Origin of the sequence: Acinetobacter sp. C32I, from assembly GCF_023702715.1 — a bacterium.
Classification (GTDB): Bacteria; Pseudomonadota; Gammaproteobacteria; order Pseudomonadales; family Moraxellaceae; genus Acinetobacter.
Genome location: NZ_CP098480.1, coordinates 3,503,062 through 3,521,673 on the forward strand (window position 1 = coordinate 3,503,062; position 18,612 = coordinate 3,521,673).

At 42.1% G+C, this 18,612-nt stretch carries 20 protein-coding genes; 10 read left to right on the forward strand and 10 right to left on the reverse strand.

Translation table 11 applies throughout. The annotated features are described in order from the left end of the window. Positions 1–50: 50 nt before the first annotated feature. On the reverse strand, positions 51–527 hold the full coding sequence (locus tag NDN13_RS16695) for an RNA pyrophosphohydrolase (protein WP_004656060.1): 477 nt from the start codon (positions 525–527) through the stop codon (positions 51–53). A 184-nt stretch (positions 528–711) separates the two neighbouring features. On the opposite strand from NDN13_RS16695, the gene NDN13_RS16700 reads away from it, so the two are divergent. The 4 genes from NDN13_RS16700 to NDN13_RS16715 all read left to right on the forward strand — a co-directional run bounded on the left by NDN13_RS16700 (position 712) and on the right by NDN13_RS16715 (position 4,597). Next, positions 712–1,362 (forward strand): HAD family hydrolase, encoded by a 651-nt coding sequence (locus NDN13_RS16700; RefSeq protein ID WP_251116260.1) that lies wholly within the window; start codon positions 712–714, stop codon positions 1,360–1,362. A gap of 138 nt (positions 1,363–1,500) precedes the next feature. Beyond that, positions 1,501–2,934: a DUF2252 domain-containing protein gene (locus NDN13_RS16705; protein ID WP_251116261.1), complete on the forward strand. Its 1,434-nt coding sequence runs from the start codon at positions 1,501–1,503 to the stop codon at positions 2,932–2,934. Positions 2,935–2,991: 57 nt separating this feature from the next. Beyond that, on the forward strand, positions 2,992–3,738 hold the full coding sequence (locus tag NDN13_RS16710; protein WP_251116262.1) for a sporulation protein: 747 nt from the start codon (positions 2,992–2,994) through the stop codon (positions 3,736–3,738). A 73-nt stretch (positions 3,739–3,811) separates the two neighbouring features. After that, on the forward strand, positions 3,812–4,597 hold the full coding sequence (locus NDN13_RS16715) for a UCP032817 domain-containing protein (protein ID WP_251116263.1): 786 nt from the start codon (positions 3,812–3,814) through the stop codon (positions 4,595–4,597). A gap of 8 nt (positions 4,598–4,605) precedes the next feature. On the opposite strand, the gene NDN13_RS16720 is transcribed toward NDN13_RS16715, so the two are convergent. After that, positions 4,606–5,469, reverse strand: a complete 864-nt coding sequence (locus NDN13_RS16720; RefSeq protein ID WP_033133252.1) for a LysR family transcriptional regulator — start codon at positions 5,467–5,469, stop codon at positions 4,606–4,608. Positions 5,470–5,490: 21 nt separating this feature from the next. Further along, positions 5,491–5,730 (reverse strand): DUF2061 domain-containing protein, encoded by a 240-nt coding sequence (locus NDN13_RS16725; protein WP_016660478.1) that lies wholly within the window; start codon positions 5,728–5,730, stop codon positions 5,491–5,493. Between the two features lie 340 nt (positions 5,731–6,070). Between NDN13_RS16725 and leuC the strand changes: the two genes are divergently transcribed. The 4 genes from leuC to leuB all read left to right on the forward strand — a co-directional run bounded on the left by leuC (position 6,071) and on the right by leuB (position 9,991). Continuing rightward, positions 6,071–7,489, forward strand: coding sequence for a 3-isopropylmalate dehydratase large subunit (gene leuC / locus NDN13_RS16730; RefSeq protein WP_159725416.1), 1,419 nt, complete (start codon positions 6,071–6,073; stop codon positions 7,487–7,489). A 12-nt stretch (positions 7,490–7,501) separates the two neighbouring features. Further along, a complete protein-coding gene (gene leuD / locus NDN13_RS16735; protein ID WP_251116264.1) occupies positions 7,502–8,152 on the forward strand; it encodes a 3-isopropylmalate dehydratase small subunit in 651 nt (216 codons plus the stop codon). 136 nt (positions 8,153–8,288) lie between these two features. Beyond that, a complete protein-coding gene (locus NDN13_RS16740) occupies positions 8,289–8,864 on the forward strand; it encodes a hypothetical protein (protein ID WP_251116265.1) in 576 nt (191 codons plus the stop codon). Between the two features lie 47 nt (positions 8,865–8,911). Then, positions 8,912–9,991 carry a 3-isopropylmalate dehydrogenase gene (gene leuB / locus NDN13_RS16745; protein ID WP_251116266.1) on the forward strand — a complete coding sequence of 360 codons (1,080 nt, stop codon included), beginning with the start codon at positions 8,912–8,914 and terminating at the stop codon, positions 9,989–9,991. 54 nt (positions 9,992–10,045) lie between these two features. Here leuB and NDN13_RS16750 read toward each other — a convergent pair whose 3' ends face one another. Then, on the reverse strand, positions 10,046–10,444 hold the full coding sequence (locus NDN13_RS16750; protein ID WP_171551495.1) for a hypothetical protein: 399 nt from the start codon (positions 10,442–10,444) through the stop codon (positions 10,046–10,048). Positions 10,445–10,619: 175 nt separating this feature from the next. Between NDN13_RS16750 and NDN13_RS16755 the strand changes: the two genes are divergently transcribed. Beyond that, complete coding sequence (locus tag NDN13_RS16755; RefSeq protein ID WP_171551494.1) at positions 10,620–10,991, forward strand: lysozyme inhibitor LprI family protein; 372 nt, start codon at positions 10,620–10,622, stop codon at positions 10,989–10,991. Positions 10,992–11,053: 62 nt separating this feature from the next. Here NDN13_RS16755 and infA read toward each other — a convergent pair whose 3' ends face one another. Next, positions 11,054–11,275, reverse strand: a complete 222-nt coding sequence (gene infA / locus NDN13_RS16760) for a translation initiation factor IF-1 (protein ID WP_001284370.1) — start codon at positions 11,273–11,275, stop codon at positions 11,054–11,056. Between the two features lie 229 nt (positions 11,276–11,504). Here infA and NDN13_RS16765 point away from each other — a divergent pair, with 229 nt between their 5' ends. After that, positions 11,505–12,512: an AraC family transcriptional regulator gene (locus NDN13_RS16765; RefSeq protein WP_004656037.1), complete on the forward strand. Its 1,008-nt coding sequence runs from the start codon at positions 11,505–11,507 to the stop codon at positions 12,510–12,512. A 46-nt stretch (positions 12,513–12,558) separates the two neighbouring features. On the opposite strand, the gene truA is transcribed toward NDN13_RS16765, so the two are convergent. The 5 genes from truA to asd form a co-directional block, all read right to left on the reverse strand. Further along, positions 12,559–13,356, reverse strand: a complete 798-nt coding sequence (gene truA / locus NDN13_RS16770) for a tRNA pseudouridine(38-40) synthase TruA (RefSeq protein WP_251116267.1) — start codon at positions 13,354–13,356, stop codon at positions 12,559–12,561. A gap of 15 nt (positions 13,357–13,371) precedes the next feature. Continuing rightward, on the reverse strand, positions 13,372–14,340 hold the full coding sequence (locus tag NDN13_RS16775; protein ID WP_251116268.1) for an asparaginase domain-containing protein: 969 nt from the start codon (positions 14,338–14,340) through the stop codon (positions 13,372–13,374). Between the two features lie 44 nt (positions 14,341–14,384). Next, complete coding sequence (fimV, locus tag NDN13_RS16780; protein ID WP_251116269.1) at positions 14,385–15,644, reverse strand: T4P machinery localization factor FimV; 1,260 nt, start codon at positions 15,642–15,644, stop codon at positions 14,385–14,387. A 61-nt stretch (positions 15,645–15,705) separates the two neighbouring features. Further along, positions 15,706–17,169, reverse strand: coding sequence for a FimV/HubP-related protein (locus NDN13_RS16785; RefSeq protein WP_251116270.1), 1,464 nt, complete (start codon positions 17,167–17,169; stop codon positions 15,706–15,708). A 141-nt stretch (positions 17,170–17,310) separates the two neighbouring features. Further along, positions 17,311–18,429 (reverse strand): aspartate-semialdehyde dehydrogenase, encoded by a 1,119-nt coding sequence (gene asd / locus NDN13_RS16790; protein ID WP_004802505.1) that lies wholly within the window; start codon positions 18,427–18,429, stop codon positions 17,311–17,313. Between the last annotated feature and the right edge of the window lie 183 nt (positions 18,430–18,612).

Genomic DNA, 18,612 nt, shown 5'->3' on the forward strand with positions numbered 1-18,612 from the left:
AACAGCTCTATTGTCAAAAATCATTGCTTAAAGTGATGATTCTTTGACAATTAACGCTGAGGTAGTTGTAAACATAATTCCATCATGGCTTTACGGTAAACATCACGTTTGAAGTTGACCACTTGACCCAATGGGTACCAGTAACTCACCCATTGCCATTCATCGAACTCGGGTGGGTCTGATAGGTTTAACTGAATATGATGCGGCGAGGCCGTTAACTTCAGTAAAAACCATTTTTGCTTTTGTCCAATACATACCGGATCTGAATCTGACCGAATGTACCGATGTGGCAAACGATAACGCAGCCAACCTTTTGTTTGCGCTATAATTTGGACGTGTTCGGGCAATAAACCGACTTCTTCTCTCAGTTCACGAAAAAGTGCCTGCTCAGGGGTTTCACCAAATTGGATCCCTCCTTGTGGAAATTGCCAAGCATTGTGACCAATGCGTTTTGCCCATAAAACTTGTCCGTCATCGTTTGCCAAAATGATCCCGACGTTGGGTCGGAAACCTTCTGAGTCGATCATTTGGCTACCTAAATTTTGTCTATATCGTTGACTTTGATCTCGGGGACAGTCACTCTTCTTGTCCAACTCGAAAAAGGTCAAAGTAAAATGTTTAAAAATTGCTATGATCTTAACGAATTTCTATCGACTAGCGGAGATAGATTTACATTTTTTTTCTTAATTTTCAGTTTAAACGAGAAATTCTATGCAATTGGCTTTGTTTGATTTAGATCATACGCTGTTAAATACCGATTCTGACCATTCTTGGGGAGAGTTTTTGGTCAATGAGGCTTTGGTTGATCCAGTTCATCATCGCCAAATGAATGACAAGTTTTATGAAGACTATAAAGCAGGGCAGCTTGACCCGATTGCCTATAATGAGTTTGTATTCGAATTCCTGACCAAACACGACAATGCCTATTTAACTGAGTTACATCAGTTGTTTATGCAGAAAGTCATTCGTCCGCAGATGCGACCTAAAGGCTTCGATGCGATTAAAAAGCATCAAGATCTTGGTCATGCCATTGTTGGCATTACCGCCACCAGTGACTTTATTACTGCACCGATTTTCCGTGAATTTGGCATTACCGAGATTATTGCCACCAATGCAGAAGTGGTGGATGGACAATATACGGGCAAGGTCACAGGGATTCCATGCTATCAAAAAGGCAAGCTTGCGCGTCTGGATCAGTGGTTGGCTGGTCGGTCCGTGTCTGAGTCATGGGCCTATTCTGATTCAATCAATGATCGTTTCTTGCTTGAATATGCCACCCATGCGATTGCGGTCAATCCAGATGATCGTTTAGAAAAGCTAGCGCAACAGCAGGCTTGGGACATTCAAGACTGGTCGATTTAAGGTTTTGATTTGCTGCCAAATATGTTCTGATGAAATGGAATATTTGGCAGTGGTCTAATCATGCTAAAAAATTAAAAAAATCATTATCCTATTCACTCAAATTATTGCTATAACACTACTGGATTTATAGGGGGTGTTATGACAAAACAACAAATCAAATTACCAAAACAACTCTGGACCGCAGAGAGTATTGATCTCACACGACATAGCTATCAAGGCAAGTTATTGAGCAAAAGCGAAGGCTTTCAATTAGGTAAGACACAACGAAAAAAAGTTCCACGTGAAAACTTGGCTCAACTTTCAGTACGTCCCAAAGGTACCACTGCGTTAACGCTTTATGATTGGAGCAATCAAGGACGCCTAGTACAATTACAGCCGATTCGTGCCAAGCGGATGAGTGTCTCGCCGTTTACGTTCTATCGTGGTATGCCCGCGCTAATGCTGTTTGACCAAGTATGGGAACAACACAATTCAGGCTTGTTTCAGCAAATTTGTGGCGATTGCCATTTAAGCAACTTTGGCGGTTTTGCCAGCCCTGAACGTAACCTGTTATTTGGAATCAATGACTTTGATGAAACCTTGGTTGCACCATTTGAGTGGGATTTAAAACGTCTGGTGACCAGTTTTGTGATTGCGGCCAAAGACATTGGCTTGGGAGAGCGCAGCGGCTTAAAAGCCATTAAAACCATGCTGAATAGCTATCGCAAACACTTACTTGAAAATATGGCCTTATCCCCATTGCAAGTTTGGTATGAAAAGGTTGATGCCACTACTTTATTAGAAAATACCGAATGTCGAAAACTGAGAAAGAAACGTGCCAAGCATTTGGATTCAGCCCAAAAGCGCAATGCACATTCGGTGTTACCTAAGCTGACTCAACAAGATGGTGAAACAGGGTTTCGGCATTTTATTGATGATGCTCCTTTACTGTGGCACCCCAAGGCAGATGAACCCTTTGCTGAACAGGTCGATGAGTTTTTTCAACGCTATCGTAACTCATTGAAATACGACCGACAGGTATTGTTTGATCGTTATCAACGCACCGATGTGGCAATCAAAGTGGTGGGGGTTGGCAGTGTTGGAACCCGCTCAGCAATTGCCTTATTTGAAGATGCAGACCGTGAACCGCTGATCTTACAAATGAAAGAAGCCAATCCGTCTATTCTTAGTCCGCTGTTTAAAGACAAGGTTGCGCATGAAGGCGAGCGGGTGATTCATGGTCAGCAATTAATGCAAGCGGCCAGCGATATCTTCTTGGGTTTTTCCAACTTAAAACAAGATTTTCATGTTCGACAGTTACGAGATATGAAAATTTCAGTTGATCTTGCCGATATGGATGATGAATATTTCTATGAATATGCGGAAAGTTGTGGTCTCGCTTTAGCCCATGCGCATGCTAAAGCCGGCAATGCGGATGTATTGATGGGGTATTTAGGCGAAGGCAGTACGATCGTTGAGGTTTTACAGGATTATGCGATCCAGTCAGCTGAGCGTAATTTAAATGACTATCAGCAATTCATGAATGCCGTAGCGGATGGTCAGATTCAGCTCGCTGGCGATGATGCCCTTTAATAATAGGTCTGTTTGGACAGACATAAAAATAGTGATGATTTGAGAGAAAAAACACAAATGTTTAGCAAAATTATGTCAGGCTTAGGCCTGCAAGGTGTCACGCTGGAAACCCGTTTGTTTAATTCAACCTTACAAGCAGGGGAGACACTACGCGGTGAGATTAACTTTAAAGGAGGCTCAACCGATAAAGAAATTAAAGGCCTCTATCTGCAATTAATGACCATGGCGGAGGTAGAGTCCGGCGATCATGAATTTAATCAGCCTTTGGTTTTGGATCAATGGTTAATCAGTGCTAATTTTTCATTGCCAGCAAATCAATCGCACAATATTCCTTTCACCATGGAAATCCCACATGAAACACCGATTACCGAAGTTTCTTGCCGTCGTAACGGAACACGGGTCTGGATCAATACCCGTCTGGATGTAGATTGGGGCGTGGATGCAACGGATCGTGATTATTTAAGCGTCCTGCCAACACCTGCCATGCACATGTTTTTACAAGCCATGCAGCAATGTGGATTTGTATTATCCACTGTGGATGTGGAAAAAGGCCAACTGACTGCACATAACTTTAGATCGACCATTGGCTGCTACCAAGAACTTGAATTTGTCTCTTCGAGCCTATTCAGTGGTTTCAATGAAGTGGAAGTATCTTTTGTGGCTGAACCACACCAAACCCATGTCATGCTTGAGGTTGATCGCCGTCACCGCTCAGATCAATTATTGTCGATGACGATTCCACACCACCTCTTGGATGTTCAGCAAATGGCGCAGCAAATTCGCCATTTATTGCAGATCAAATAATCTTGATTAAACCTCCCTATTGGGAGGTTTTTTTTGTCATATTAATGTCATCATTTATTTTTAAGATCACTGTATGAAAATAAAAATAAATCAGGAAGCACAGACTTCTATTTCAATCGATGCATTACTGCAATTAAAACGACAACAGCCCATGATCAAAATACGATGGATCGCGCTCCCGCTCTTCGTCTTGATCTTAATGTACAGTTGGCAGCAACAGTTTTTTACCGCATGGGTCATTTTGCCCTTTGTGTGGGCAGTGATAGTGCTGAATCTTGCCTTGCTTGCGCGTTCTAAATCTAAAAAATTACAAAAGATTGAGCAATTCAAATTCGATCCGATTTTTTGGAATAAATTCAGATTCTATTATCCAGAACTGGGGCTAAAACAACGGCAATTGATCGAAGCTGGATTTAAGGATTATTTGGCATTGCATGTTATGCAAAAACAGGCCTATGCCATGCCTTCGCATGCAGTTGATTCGTTATGGCATGTCATGCTGGAATTTCCAATGCAGTACCAAGATTTATGTGAACAGCTTATCGGTCGGCAGTTACATCATCGTCCCTATGATGCCAGTACAACGTCCACGCAGCAAACACAACAGTTATTTGCGGCGTGGCGAAACAGTTGTGGTTTACATGCCTATCAGCCAAGAAATACCACGTTGTTGCCGAGATTATTTGCCATTGATCAGGCCTTAAACTGGCAGGATGGGCAGTATTTTAATTTAGAATTGATGACCAAGGATTATGCGCAATATATGCAGGCACAATCTTCGTCATCCTCTTCAAGTTGCAGCAGTAGTAGCAATAGCTGTAGTAGTTGCAGCAGTTGTGGTGGCGGTGGGGGAGACTAATCCTGAGATTAACCGACATGCATCATACGGATCAATTCCTCAGCCGCTTTAGACTGAATTCGTGCAGGATGCCAAACCATACCGAGTTGACGCTGCATATCCAGTTTTAAATCGAGCTGTTTTAAATCCTGATTGACCAAGGTTTTTGGCAACACTGACCAGCCGAGACCAATTGAGACCAACATTCGAATGGATTCCAAAGGGTTGTTGCTCATCGTGATTTTCGGTTTTAAGCCATTCCGCTCAAATTCAGACAAAGTGATCTGACTGGTATAGGTTTGTGCAGCAGGTAACAAACTTGGGTAGCTAATCAGGTCTTCAAGTTTGAGTTGGGGTTGCTGTGCCAAAGGGTGGAAGGGCGCAGCCACAAACACCAATGGATCATTCCAGATGGTCACATAATTCAGTCGATCATCCCCAGCTGGCGGTAAGGTTAAAAATGCCAGTTCCAGCTCACCGGCCAAAACCAGTTCATGGGCTTGTTCTGAATCGACAAAATGCACATCCAAGGTCACTTGAGGATAATGCTGCACAAAGTTTTTCAGCGGTTCAGCCAAATGATGCAAACCGATATGATGACTGGTACCAATCTTTAAACGGCCTTGCACCTGCGCTTGTTCATGACTCAAGGTATGATGAATTTCCCCTAATTCATTCAGCCAAGTCCGGACTTTAGGTAATAGAGAATGTGCGGCATGAGTAGGTTGAATGCCCCGGCCGGCAGATTCAAACAGTTTGACCCCGAAGTAGTCTTCTAGGCTATGAATCCGCTTCGTGACTGCGGGTTGGGTAATAAATAATTGTTCTGCTGCGATAGAAATTGAACCGGTTTCCATGACTTTAACAAATGCTTCAAAAGCAGCGAGATTCATACAAGAGTATCCAAAGAAATTTTAAAGCTGTTGAGTATCTTTATTTAATTTAAATTCGAAATGATTCCAAATTTTCTCATGAAAGAAAAAAGCAAATGCTTGTACGGTTGGTTCAAGCAAACTTAAGGTTGCTGCAATCCAGAAGTTTCCTGTGATCACATAAGCAACCATCATTGCAACACTAATATGCACAATATAATAACTTAAAGTTTTTTTAAAAGTTCGGCGATTGTTATGTACAAATTTTTGAATACGAGTCATGGGGATGCCCTTAAGAAGCTCTATTAACGTAAATAATAATCATTATCGAATAAAATGTAAAAAAGAAATTTCAATTTAGGACGATTGGATTTATAAATCGTGAAACGATTGATTTAAATAAACAGTTCAAAGCCAGAGTACATATGAAATCTGCTCAGCTAAGATGATTTAAATTTTTTTAATTTAATGAGATGATCAAGATCTAAAATTTGAATTTATCATTCCTAAAAGTTTTTTAATTTATAAAAATGATAAATTAGATTTATGTGAAGCGATTGCTATAATCAATCCAAGATGAAAAATACCCAGACCAATGGCAAGCACGATGGAGGGCGACGACATGGCAGGCAAGACCTTATATGACAAATTATGGGATGACCATTTAGTAAAACAACGTGATGATGGTTCGAGCTTAATTTATATTGATCGCCATTTATTACATGAAGTGACCAGTCCTCAAGCATTTGAAGGCTTACAGCTTGCTGATCGTCAACCTTGGCGTTTAAGTGCTAACGTTGCAACACCTGACCATAACGTGCCAACTTCTAAAAAAGAGCGCGAACAGGGCATTGCAGGGATTGAAGATGATACCTCTCGTATTCAGGTTCAAACCTTAGATGATAACTGTAAAACCTTTAATATCGTTGAGTTTGGGATTAATGATATCCGTCAAGGGATTGCCCATGTGGTTGGTCCAGAACAAGGTTTAACTTTGCCGGGCATGACCGTGGTCTGTGGTGACTCGCATACAGCGACACATGGTGCTTTTGGTTGTTTGGCACATGGTATCGGAACGTCGGAAGTTGAGCATGTGTTGGCAACACAATGTTTAGTACAGAAAAAATCGAAGAACATGTTGGTTCGTGTTGATGGCGTATTAGGTACTGGCGTCACTTCAAAAGATGTGGTGTTAGCCATTATTGGCAAGATTGGGACTGCGGGTGGTACAGGTTATGCCATCGAGTTTGGTGGCCAAGTGTTCCGTGATATGTCGATTGAAGGTCGTATGACCGTATGTAATATGGCGATCGAAGCGGGTGCTCGTGTTGGTATGGTTGCAGTCGATGACAAAACCATTGCCTATGTAAAAGACCGTAACTATGCACCAAAAGGTGAACAGTGGGATCAAGCGGTTGAATACTGGAATACCTTACATTCAGACGAAGATGCTGTATTTGATGCCGTAGTGGTATTGAATGGCGCAGAGATTGAGCCACAAGTGTCTTGGGGAACTTCTCCAGAAATGGTGATTCCTGTTTCACAGGCAGTACCAACCTTAGAACAAGCCAAAGATGATGTACAACGCAATGACTGGACCCGTGCGTATCAATACATGGGCTTAACCGCGGGTCAAGCCTTGGCCGATATCCAATTAGACCGTGTATTTATTGGTTCATGCACCAACTCGCGGATTGAAGATATTCGTGCAGCAGCCGATGTGGTCAAAGGCCGTAAGGTTGCGTCGAGCATCAAACAGGCGATGATTGTGCCAGGCTCTGGTTTGGTGAAACAACAGGCCGAACAAGAAGGTTTGGATCAAATTTTCTTGGCAGCAGGTTTTGAGTGGCGCGAACCGGGTTGTTCGATGTGCTTAGCAATGAATGCTGATAAATTACAACCAGGTGAACATTGTGCTTCGACCTCGAACCGTAATTTTGAAGGTCGTCAAGGTAATGGCGGACGTACGCATTTGGTCAGCCCCGCAATGGCAGCAGCTGCAGCGATTGCCGGTCATTTTGTTGATGTTCGTTCATTCTAAGGGAGCATAAGTATGGAAAAATATACTGTAGAGCAAGGTATTGTTGGGCCTTTAGATCGAGCCAATGTCGATACCGATTTAATCATTCCAAAGCAGTTTTTAAAGTCGATTAAACGTACAGGTTTCGGCGATAACTTATTTGATGAGTTACGCTATTTGGATGAAGGCTATTTAGGTCAAGACATTAGCAAACGCCCAAAGAATCCTGACTTCGTATTAAATCAACCACGCTATCAAGGTTCGACTATTTTATTGGCACGGACCAATTTTGGTTGTGGTTCAAGCCGTGAGCATGCGCCATGGGCATTGAATGAATATGGCTTCCGTACTGTCATTGCACCAAGTTTTGCCGATATCTTCTTTAATAACTGTTTTAAAAATGGCATGTTACCAGTGATTTTATCTGAGCAGGTGGTGGATCAGTTATTTAAAGAGTGTGCTGAAACGGAAGGTTATCAACTGACCATTGATTTAGAAGCTCAGGAAGTACGTACTCCTAAAGGTGAAGCATTTAAATTTGAAATTGATCCATTCCGTAAACATTGCTTATTGAACGGTTTGGATGATATTGGCTTAACGTTACAAGTGGCTGATGATATTCGTGCTTTTGAAGCCAAGGCGAAACAAGCGCGCCCATGGGTGTTTCAGGACATCCAAGCTTAAGTTTGAAACGAAGAAACAGAATTCGGTTTTAGACATTTTTAACATAGGCATAGCGCAGAGATTGAACTCTTGTTAACATGCTAGCGGATAATATTTTGCTTACATGTTAACAAGACATGAGGACTGGGCTTGAATAATGAAAAGAAGACTCGCTCGCAGTATTTTACTGTGTCTAGGCGCTGCGCTGACTTTGACTGCGTGTCAAAATGCACCCAATGTGGTGGATCAAGTCCGTATTGCACAGAACACATTGGAAAGTAAGGCGGACAACACAACTTTATATTGTTCAGGTGTTGAGAATTGTGAATTTGAACGTATTGGTGACATCTCGGTCATTGATGCAAAGACTCATCGGATTAGCCCACAGGCAATGGAACGCGGCATCGTACGCTTACATGGTTCAGTATTTAGCCGCAAACAGCAGGTCTATTTAAGTGTGCCAGCCAAGCAATATGAAGTGGTGATTCGTTTTTATCCGATTTCTCCTGATCGTTCCGAAACTTTCCATGTGATTCATGCATTTAAACCACATGTGCGCTATACCTTTAAAATGTACCGAGACCGAACACGTCGTTCAGGCAGTTTACTTAATGTTTCTGTACCTGATCCGTTGTGTGTAGATTTGCAGCAAGAGCAACACACCATTCGCCGTTTCTGTCGTCCATTTGACGTCAGCACTGGTCTGGGTGAGTTTGTTGAGAAAAAGGTTTAATTGGCTCGCAGTGTTATCGCTGCACATAGGAAAATTGGAAAAAATAAATGTCGAAGCATATTTTAATTTTAGCGGGTGATGGCATTGGTCCTGAAATCGTAGCAGCTGCTGAAAAGGTTTTAACCAAGGTCAATGATAAATTTAATCTAGGTTTGACATGGGAACAGGGTTTGCTTGGTGGTTCAGCAATTGATGCCCATGGCGAACCGTACCCAACAGTGACCAGTGAACAGGCGAAAAAAGCCGATGCCATTTTATTGGGTGCAGTGGGTGGTCCGAAGTGGGATAGCATTGAACGTTCAATTCGCCCTGAACGTGGCTTGTTAAAAATTCGAAGTGAACTCAATTTATTCGCCAACTTACGTCCTGCGATTTTGTATCCACAATTGGCAGATGCATCGAGCTTAAAGCCGGAAATCGTTGCAGGTCTTGATATTCTGATTGTTCGTGAATTAACGGGTGGGATCTATTTTGGTCAACCACGTGGTATTCGTGAACTCGAAAATGGTGAAAAGCAGGGCTATAACACTGACGTCTATTCAGAAAGCGAAATCAAACGCATCGCCAAAGTCGCGTTTGAACTGGCTGGATTACGTGGTGGCAAGGTCTGTTCGGTGGATAAAGCCAACGTTCTTGAAGTAACGGAGTTATGGAAGCAAACCGTCACTGACTTACAGCAAGCACAGTATTCAAATATTCAGTTGTCGCATATGTATGTAGATAACGCGGCAATGCAATTGGTTCGCGCACCGAAGCAATTTGACGTGATCGTTACTGGTAATTTATTCGGTGATATCCTATCTGATGAAGCAGCGATGTTGACGGGTTCAATCGGGATGTTGCCGTCTGCCTCTTTAGATGAAAATGGCAAAGGCATGTATGAACCATGCCATGGTTCTGCGCCAGATATCGCAGGTCAAAATATTGCCAACCCATTGGCGACTGTACTTTCAGTGGCGATGATGTTGCGTTATACCTTCCGTGAAGAAGCGGCTGCGAAGGCAATTGAAGATGCGGTCGGTCAAGTTCTAGACCAAGGCTTACGTACTGCCGATATTATGTCGGAAGGCATGAATAAGGTCGGTACAGATGCGATGGGTGAGGCTGTGGTAGCAGCATTGAACTAAGCATTGCAGGCTATAAAAAAACGCAGCATAAGCTGCGTTTTTTTATTTGATGGCTTAGCAGGCCTTACCTTCATAACGAATTGATTGCGCAACTTGTTGTTGATCCAACTCAAAAATAATATGGCATTTTAAGTTCAGATCATAAGCACTGCCTGCATTGCCCGCACTTTGAATCGGAATATTCTGAGCGCCAAGTTCGGTTGATTGTGCTATCGGAATCGGGATACGAACGGGACGAATCACGGTATAAATCAGTTGATTATTTTGCTTAACTGGTTGGGTCTGTGTTTGGAAACCTAAGGGTTTTAAGTCGAGCTGTTGCTGTATGGTGTTCGCTGATTGCCCAATAAACGGTTGTAGATAGTCGGGCAGGCTGATATTTGGTTGGTTTGATGTCGCACAACTTTGTAAACCGAGAAGCGTACAGAACAACAGGCACTTATAATTTTTCATTATGATCATCCTTTATCTCTTTGATCTTTTTTTATTCAAGGGTAAAAGTACAGGGGTGTCGAGAGCATTTCTGTGAATTGCTAAAAATATACAATCTTGTCTACTTTTGGACAATGTTCAAGCCCAGAAAAATATGCTTAGATAATAGTGATAATTAAGCGATTTGGACAACTTCATGCACAAAATAATATTTGGCTTGATCTGTGGGGCAATGGCGACGTTGAGCTATGCGGATAACTGCGAAAATGCCCGTAATACTTATGATGATATTTATTGTACCAATAAAATTTTTGCCAGTGCAGATGCTGATTTAAACAAAAACTATCAGCAATTACGCAAACAACTGAGCGATACACAACAGAAAATTTTGAAAAAATCGCAACTGGCGTGGATTCGCCATCGTGATGCAGAATGTAGTGATGATTCCAAAAGTACGGTTTATGTGCAATGCCAATTGAATGCAACGCAAGAACGCAACAACTGGCTGCAAGAACGTATCCGTGAATGTCAGACAGTGGGCTGTAAAACCACACGCCTCAGTGAATAAACTTTCGTTTGAGCAATAAAAAAAGCCACATAATGTGGCTTTTTTGCATTCACTAATCTGACTTAGCGTGCACGATAAGTGATACGACCCTTAGTCAAATCATAAGGTGTCATTTCAACTTTAACACTGTCACCTGTCAAAATACGGATATAGTGTTTACGCATTTTACCAGAAATGTGAGCAATAACTTCGTGACCGTTTTCTAAACGTACACGGAACATCGTATTAGGAAGCGTTTCGGTGACAACGCCTTCGAACTCAATGAGTTCCTCTTTATTGGCCATAGCCTACCTGAGATCAAATTGGGAAGGCGCAAATTATAGTCAATTTATTTAAAATTTACAAGATCAACTCGGTGAGAGGCTGTCAGATATTAACCGAAAGAAACTGTCAGACAATCTTAGATTTTTTTTAACAAAATAAGCAGAATATTGTTGTCAGTTTGGTCAATCAACGTTAATCTAAAATTGTTGTTCATTGTCATAATAACGTATCTACAGGGAAGGGCACTGCGTGGGTCAGCTAACAGATGCATCAGTTGTATTGCGCTTTGGTTATCAGGCAATTCGTAAAGCAGGATTACCAACTGAAGAGATTTTAACAAAGGCTGGTGTGGCATTAAATCAGGTGGATACCAATGCAAGAACACCACTAAGTGCACAAAATGCATTTTGGATTGCTGCACAGGATGTCAGCAATGATCCAGATATTGGACTTCATCTAGGTGAACATTTACCGCTATATCGTGGCCAAGTCATTGAACATTTATTTATCAGTAGTGAAACTTTTGGCGAAGGCCTGAAGCGTGCTTTGGCCTATCAACGTCTGATCAGTGATGCTTTTGATGCCAAATTGGTGATTGAAGATGGTCGCTGCTACTTGAGCAATGGCGAACAGTATTGGCCAGATAATTTGGTCAACCGTCACTTCTCTGAATGTGCCATGTCAGGCATTTTACGTTTCTTTAAATTTATTACCGAAGGTCAGTTTCACCCGATTTATATTGATTTTAACTTCAATGAAGGTGCTGCTGATGACGAATACTTTAGAGTCTATGGCTGTCCTGTCAGTTTAGGGCAAAAAGAAACCCGTCTTTATTTTGATGCAGCTGTACTGGATTATCCGTTATGGCAAGCAGAACCTGAGTTACTGCAATTGCATGAGCAATTGGCGATTGAAAAGTTACAAGAACTAGCACGTTATGATTTGGTTGGTGAAGTTCGTCGTGCCATTGGTTCAACTCTTGAAAGTGGTGAAACCACTTTAGAAACAGTGGCTGCGCAATTGAATATCACCCCACGTCGTTTAAGAACCCAACTCAGTGAAGCCAATACCAGCTTTCAGCAAATTCTTTCGGATTATCGTTGCCGTTTAGCGAAAAAGCTGTTGGCGAATACCAATGAAAGCGTCGAGCGTATTGTGTATTTAACGGGTTTCTCTGAACCAAGTACTTTCTATCGTGCCTTTAAGCGTTGGACCAATGAAACGCCAGTGGAATATCGCAAGCGTAAACAGCGTTAATTGCTTCTAAGTAAAAAAGCCTTATCATCGTGATAAGGCTTTTTTGTTATTCAGCTAAATTTAACCAGTGTGGACCTAAAGGTAGCTGTGGTAAATCGAATTCATCAGGATAGTAAGACTGAATAAAATATAAACCATCAGGTGGGGCAGTAATCCCAGCAGCGGTGCGATCTTCTGCGGCAAACATGGTATCAATATGGTCGATTTCATACATGCCTTGCCCAATTTCAAGCAGGCATCCCATAATATTACGCACCATATGGTGTAAGAAACCATCTGCTTGAATATCTAAGACCAGATAACGACCATGTTCGAATAAGCGACAGTGTTTTACATGGCGTACAGGTTGATTCGATTGACAGGCAGCAGCACGAAAAGTCTCAAAATTATGCGTACCCTCGAATTTGGCAGCAGCCGTAATCATCTTTTGCACATCAAGCTTTTGATAAAGATGGGTGACCTGTTTATATAACAGAGCAGGGCGAGTCGGAGCGTTATACACCACATAGCGGTAACGTCGTGCCACCGCTTTAAAACGTGCATGGAAATTTTCATCCATGCATTTAATCCACTGGATTGAAATGTCTTTGGGGAGTTGGCTATTGGCTCCACGAATCCAGCCTTGTTCAGGGCGAATGGCATGGGTGTCGAAATGCGCCACCATATTGGTTGCATGTACACCGGCATCTGTTCGTCCAGCCCCATGTAACATAATCGGCTCATTGGCAATACGACCCAGCACTTTTTCTATGGTTTCCTGAACAGTGATAACGCCAGCCTGTTGGGTTTGCCAACCACGGTATTGAGTACCGCAAAATTCAATACCGATTGCATAACGTTGCATGTTCTAACCTCAGAATTAATGTTGATGCCAATGTTCGAACCATTGTTCGTGGGTCGGATATTTTAAATACATTTGCAAGACTTTTGCATATAAATCGGCATGGCTATGACAATCATTGACTAAAACTTTGGCAGATTGTATCCATGAGCTAACTGCATAGCGTTGATCAAGTTGCCCAAAGGTCACTTGTGTACTGATAATCGGCAAGCATTGTTTTTGATAAAGTTGTTCAAACAGTGCCAGAATTTCATCATTGACTGCGATATTGCCTGTGCCAAAGCCCTGTAGCACCAAAAAGTTGGGTGGGCTAAGTAGAAGATTTTTTAATTGTAAAATGAATTGTTGTTTCGCAACTGGCTGTAACATCAAATTCAGGACACTGAGTTGAGCAGCTTGCTCAAGCTGTTCATTTTGGACGATAAAAGCATCAGCAGTGGTGTTACAGCTCTGGTCTGCCTTGATGCCAACAAAGGCATCTAGTTCAGTGGTATGCGCTTTTAAAGTGCTTTGTGCATGAAAGACCTGCTCATGGAAGGCAAGGTAAACACCACTCGGTAAGGTAAGCACTTGCTCCAGTGCTAAATACAGATTACCGATTGCATCGGTGAATTCACGGGTATCATTGCCTTCAATATTTAATAATGGATATTGACTACCAGTAATGATGGTATGACAAGAATGGCCTAGAAAACGTGCCAGTGTTGCAGCGGCGTAGCTTAAGGTGTCTGTACCATGAATGATGACAAAATGTTGAAAACCATTGAGTTGTAATTGTTGGATTTGCTGTACCAGCATTAACCAATCGGTTGCGGTGCAGGCACTGCTATCTTTAATGCTAGGGGCAGCGAAACATTCTACCTGCAAATGTGGTGGAATCACCTTCGCTAATAAAGGTAAAAAATCCTGTTCAGGCATTGGTATCAAGGGTTCACCAATACAACCAAACGTCCCACCCATATAAATTAAAGCGATTGTTTTCATCATAAAAAAAGCAGCCTGAGAGACTGCTTATATTAGACTGATCAAATTCAGGAAGCTATTTTATTCAGTAAATTTTCTGAACGTTGTTGCTGTTCTGCATTGAATGCCTGATTGTTTTTTAACAATTCACGGGCAGAATCATAGGCCCCCAGTTCAATATACTGTTCTGCAAGCTCTAAATTCAACTGCGCTTCATCAAGCTGTTGTAGGTCCGGGAATGATTGTGCCAATGGGTCATGAATCGCAATCGCTGCAGCGGGCGTCGCAGCAGGAGTGGTCAATTCAGGTTGTGTTTCAACTGCGGCAGGTTCAGCAAGGTCAAATGAAAATTCTGTTGTTTCAATTGGCGCGGGTTGTTCAGTTTTTTCGACAGTAGGTTCGAAATTAAAATCTAAGCTAGGTGCAGCTTCTTCTACAGGTGCTTTTTCTGCAGCGGGCTGAGACGCAATGTTTAAGTTGGCAAAGTTAAAGTCAAGCTCTGGTTTTGAGTCTTCAACTTTTGCTTCTTCAATAGTTGGCGTTGTTGGTTCTAAGTTGAACGAAAACTCAAGTGGCTGCTGTTCTTTACTCTCAGATGTTTCAACTGGAGATTGTGCAGGCACGGCCTCATCTGCAGGCTTTTGTTCAAAGGAGAAATTAAAGTCTAAAGGTTGGACTTCAGGTGCAGCTTCTACAGGCTTTGTTTCTTCTGTCGGAGCAGCATATTCTGATTGCAAATCGTCGAATGATTGTGTAGCTGGTGTTTGAACCAGTGCATCAAAGTCTGCCGCATTGTTTTGAATTTGCGGCTCAACTGCTACAGGTGGCTGCTGAAAACTATGTGATGCTAAATTAAATTCAATCGAATCAGGTTGTTTATTCTGTTCATATTCACGATGTTTGGCTTCAGCTGCTTGTGCAATATCTTCCAATTTTAAGGCGTGGATATGTTTGATCAATTGATCAATCGCCAAATCATCTTTTTGCTTCAAATGAATATCAAGTAAAAACAGATATAGCTCATGTTGAGAGTTATCTTGCTTTAAGGCTTGATTGATTTGTGCTTCTGCAGACTGGAAATTACCGCTTTGAATTTGTTGCTCAAGCTTTTGGCGCAAACCGTCAGAGATATCGGTCGTGGTTGGAGGGGCAAACTCCTGTTCCTCACGTGCCAGTGTGGTTCGTGAAGAAGATCGTGTCGCTGCTTTTTTTGTGGTCTTGCTTGCACCTTTCTTAGGTGTAGTATTGGCTTGATTACTTTCACGTTTTTTTAAAACGATAGCAACAATCAGTACAATGACCAGCAGTACAATGATTATAGTTGACATGATCTATACCCCTTAAAGATAGAGCCGCTTTTATGCAAATTTATGAGAATATTCTCGTAACCTAGCGTGTTGGCTTTTTAGTGTCCTGTTGCGCTTTCAACTGATCTTGCAGTTCGGCAAGCCGAGCATTTAACAGCTGAATACGTTGTTCCTTCTGACGTAGTGCCAATTCTAACTGTGTTACGTTTCTTTGTAATGTAACGGTTTTTTCTCGTGCTGTCATAACTTTTAATGATAAATCGGCACTGGTTTTTTGCTGTAATGTGTCTTTTTTGGCACTTCCTGTACTGGAATCTTGATTACTCTCAGCCACTAGAGACATTTCAGCTTGTTGTAAGCGATATTTGGCTTTTCCTACGGCTGGACGCTGTGTTTGTGTCGCAATTTGATTAGTGTTTTTATGCTGCTGTGTAGGTGTGGCAGTAAGATTAAAGTTTAAATGAGAGCCCTGTCTGAGTCGATTAGCATTTCCCCCAATAAAGGCATGTTCATTCTGCGCTTTGATTTGGTTCATGACCTGAGCAACAGGCTGTTGTGTTTGTCCTGCAATGCGTTGTGCAATGCTCCATAAGGATTCATTGCGCTGCACCACATGCTGTTGGGCTTTGTCATTGTTTGCTGCTGTGTTAGCAGGCTGTTTCTTTTTGACCGTTTGGGGTGTTTCTCTGACTGGATTAGGTGCTTTTTCTTTGCTCTCAATCTGTTTAAGTTCAGCAGCTTTTAACTCCTCATCCAATGCAACATTTTGCTTGGTGTCGGTTGTCGCTTTCGCCGTTTGAGTATTTTCCTGTTTGACAGGAGGCACTGTTTTTGGCTGCTGTGGTACTTTTTCTGCGATAGGCGTTGCTGGTTGTGGCACGGAGCTTGCTGCTGCCGCTGTCGTTTCTACTTTCACTGGCGCCGCAATTGAAACGGCACTGGCTGTTGTCGCAGTCGTACTTGGTTTTGATGTTTCTAATACCGGTGGAAGGGTAAATGGTGCATTCAGAAGCGTTTCTTGTTTTAAACTTTGCTGTTGTGGATTTGAGTTTGCAACATTAAAGCGTGTACTTTCAGGTAGGTTTAAAGCGATATCTTTTTCACTGACAATAAATTTGGGTGTCAATGATTGCTCATTGACCGTCTTGGTGATCGGTGCTTTTGCAATTTGACGCATTGGCTGACGAATATGTTTTAAATGAGATGCACCACCTTCCTGAATTTTTAAAATAATATTCAGCTCAGCATCGGTCATTGGACGTGATGAAGTGATCACAATCACACCTTCACCTTGATTATTTCGGCGGGTAAAAAAATTCAGGCTGGATGGGGGCTGATGTGCAGCACCAAGCATCAATAAATCTTCAGGTGTGGCTAAGCTCACGTCTAATTTGGAATTGGCATCGGCTTGGTGAAAACTCATTTCTGCATAGAGGAGTTCACCAGGCGCAGATTGGATTTGAATTGGATCAAGCGTAATTGCATAAAGGTGTTGCGAAGAAATGATGGCTAAAATGGCAATTTTTAATTTGTTATAAACAGTCATCTCGATCCATGAAAAAGTGATGTTATCGTCTGGAAAAAGTATACATTACCGTGATGTAAATGAATTGTAAATTATTCATCTTTCATCACAAGAAAAAAGCCGATCAAATGTGATCGGCTTTTGATTTTTAGGAATTTTTGCTTAAGCGTTCTTGTATTCCACCAGAATACGAAGCATACGGCGTAATGGCTCGGCAGCACCCCAAAGCAGTTGGTCACCCACGGTGAATGCACCAAGATATTCTTTACCCATATTCAGTTTGCGTAAACGGCCAACAGGAACAGTTAAAGTTCCTGTAACTGCAACAGGGGTTAGATCTGTCATAGATGCTTCACGAGTGTTCGGAACTACTTTTGCCCATTGGCTCGAGTTGCGAATCATGTCTTCGATTTCATCAAGTGGCACATCTTTTTTCAGTTTCAAGGTAATCGCTTGAGAGTGGCAACGCATTGCACCAATACGCACACAGTGGCCATCAATTGGAACGATTTGCTGATTACCTAAAATCTTGTTGGTTTCAACCTGACCTTTCCATTCTTCTTTCGATTGACCGCTTTCGAGTTGTTTGTCGATATACGGAATCAATGAACCCGCCAATGGCACGCCAAAGTTTGCTTTCGGGAAGCCTTCGCCACGTTGTAATTCTGCGATTTGACGGTCAATATCAAGAATTGCAGATTTAGGGTCATCCAATAAGGTTTTAGTATTGTTATACAAATAACCCATACCTGTGATCAGTTCACGCATGTTCTGCGCACCCGCACCAGACGCTGCTTGATAGGTCATTGAAGTCGCCCATTCCACTAAATTATTTTGGAACAGTGAACCTAAGCCCATCAACATTAATGAAACGGTACAGTTGCCGCCAACGAAAGTTTTAGTACCGTTGACCAAACCATCTTTGATCACGTTTAAGTTGACTGGATCGAGGACAATGATGGCGTCATCTGCCATACGCAGCGTAGATGCGGCATCAATCCAATAACCATCCCAACCTTCAGCTTTAAGCTTTGGGAAGACTTCAGAGGTATAATCACCACCTTGGCAGGTTAAAATGACATCCATTTGCTTCAGACTGTTAATGTCTGTTGCATCCATAAGTGCTGGGGCAGTCTTACCACCAAATGAAGGGGCTTCGCCACCCGCATTACTGGTAGAGAAATAGAATGGCTCGATATGAGCAAAATCATTCTCTTCAACCATACGTTGCATCAGGACAGAACCAACCATCCCACGCCAACCGACCAGACCTACTTTCATGTCATTGTGCCTCGGTATGTAAAAAAATTTAAAGGGGTTTGAGTGTATCAAAAGTGCCCACAACTGCAAGCTTTACTGAAATAAAACAGTGCGTTTATTGAGTGGAATATCTTGTTTATATTAGATAGAAAATTGATAAAGCGGAAACTTTATTGTAAATCTATGCTACCCCAAAGAGAAAAA

Excerpts from the sequence above, each read along its gene's own strand:
- NDN13_RS16695 (WP_004656060.1), bottom strand. The coding sequence starts at position 527 with ATGATCGACTCAGAAGGTTTCCGACCCAACGTCGGGATCATTTTGGCA.
- NDN13_RS16700 (WP_251116260.1), top strand. The coding sequence starts at position 712 with ATGCAATTGGCTTTGTTTGATTTAGATCATACGCTGTTAAATACCGAT.
- NDN13_RS16705 (WP_251116261.1), top strand. The coding sequence starts at position 1,501 with ATGACAAAACAACAAATCAAATTACCAAAACAACTCTGGACCGCAGAG.
- NDN13_RS16710 (WP_251116262.1), top strand. The coding sequence starts at position 2,992 with ATGTTTAGCAAAATTATGTCAGGCTTAGGCCTGCAAGGTGTCACGCTG.
- NDN13_RS16715 (WP_251116263.1), top strand. The coding sequence starts at position 3,812 with ATGAAAATAAAAATAAATCAGGAAGCACAGACTTCTATTTCAATCGAT.
- NDN13_RS16720 (WP_033133252.1), bottom strand. The coding sequence starts at position 5,469 with ATGAATCTCGCTGCTTTTGAAGCATTTGTTAAAGTCATGGAAACCGGT.
- NDN13_RS16725 (WP_016660478.1), bottom strand. The coding sequence starts at position 5,730 with ATGACTCGTATTCAAAAATTTGTACATAACAATCGCCGAACTTTTAAA.
- leuC (WP_159725416.1), top strand. The coding sequence starts at position 6,071 with ATGGCAGGCAAGACCTTATATGACAAATTATGGGATGACCATTTAGTA.
- leuD (WP_251116264.1), top strand. The coding sequence starts at position 7,502 with ATGGAAAAATATACTGTAGAGCAAGGTATTGTTGGGCCTTTAGATCGA.
- NDN13_RS16740 (WP_251116265.1), top strand. The coding sequence starts at position 8,289 with ATGAAAAGAAGACTCGCTCGCAGTATTTTACTGTGTCTAGGCGCTGCG.
- leuB (WP_251116266.1), top strand. The coding sequence starts at position 8,912 with ATGTCGAAGCATATTTTAATTTTAGCGGGTGATGGCATTGGTCCTGAA.
- NDN13_RS16750 (WP_171551495.1), bottom strand. The coding sequence starts at position 10,444 with ATGAAAAATTATAAGTGCCTGTTGTTCTGTACGCTTCTCGGTTTACAA.
- NDN13_RS16755 (WP_171551494.1), top strand. The coding sequence starts at position 10,620 with ATGCACAAAATAATATTTGGCTTGATCTGTGGGGCAATGGCGACGTTG.
- infA (WP_001284370.1), bottom strand. The coding sequence starts at position 11,275 with ATGGCCAATAAAGAGGAACTCATTGAGTTCGAAGGCGTTGTCACCGAA.
- truA (WP_251116267.1), bottom strand. The coding sequence starts at position 13,356 with ATGCAACGTTATGCAATCGGTATTGAATTTTGCGGTACTCAATACCGT.
- NDN13_RS16775 (WP_251116268.1), bottom strand. The coding sequence starts at position 14,340 with ATGATGAAAACAATCGCTTTAATTTATATGGGTGGGACGTTTGGTTGT.
- fimV (WP_251116269.1), bottom strand. The coding sequence starts at position 15,644 with ATGTCAACTATAATCATTGTACTGCTGGTCATTGTACTGATTGTTGCT.
- NDN13_RS16785 (WP_251116270.1), bottom strand. The coding sequence starts at position 17,169 with ATGACTGTTTATAACAAATTAAAAATTGCCATTTTAGCCATCATTTCT.
- asd (WP_004802505.1), bottom strand. The coding sequence starts at position 18,429 with ATGAAAGTAGGTCTGGTCGGTTGGCGTGGGATGGTTGGTTCTGTCCTG.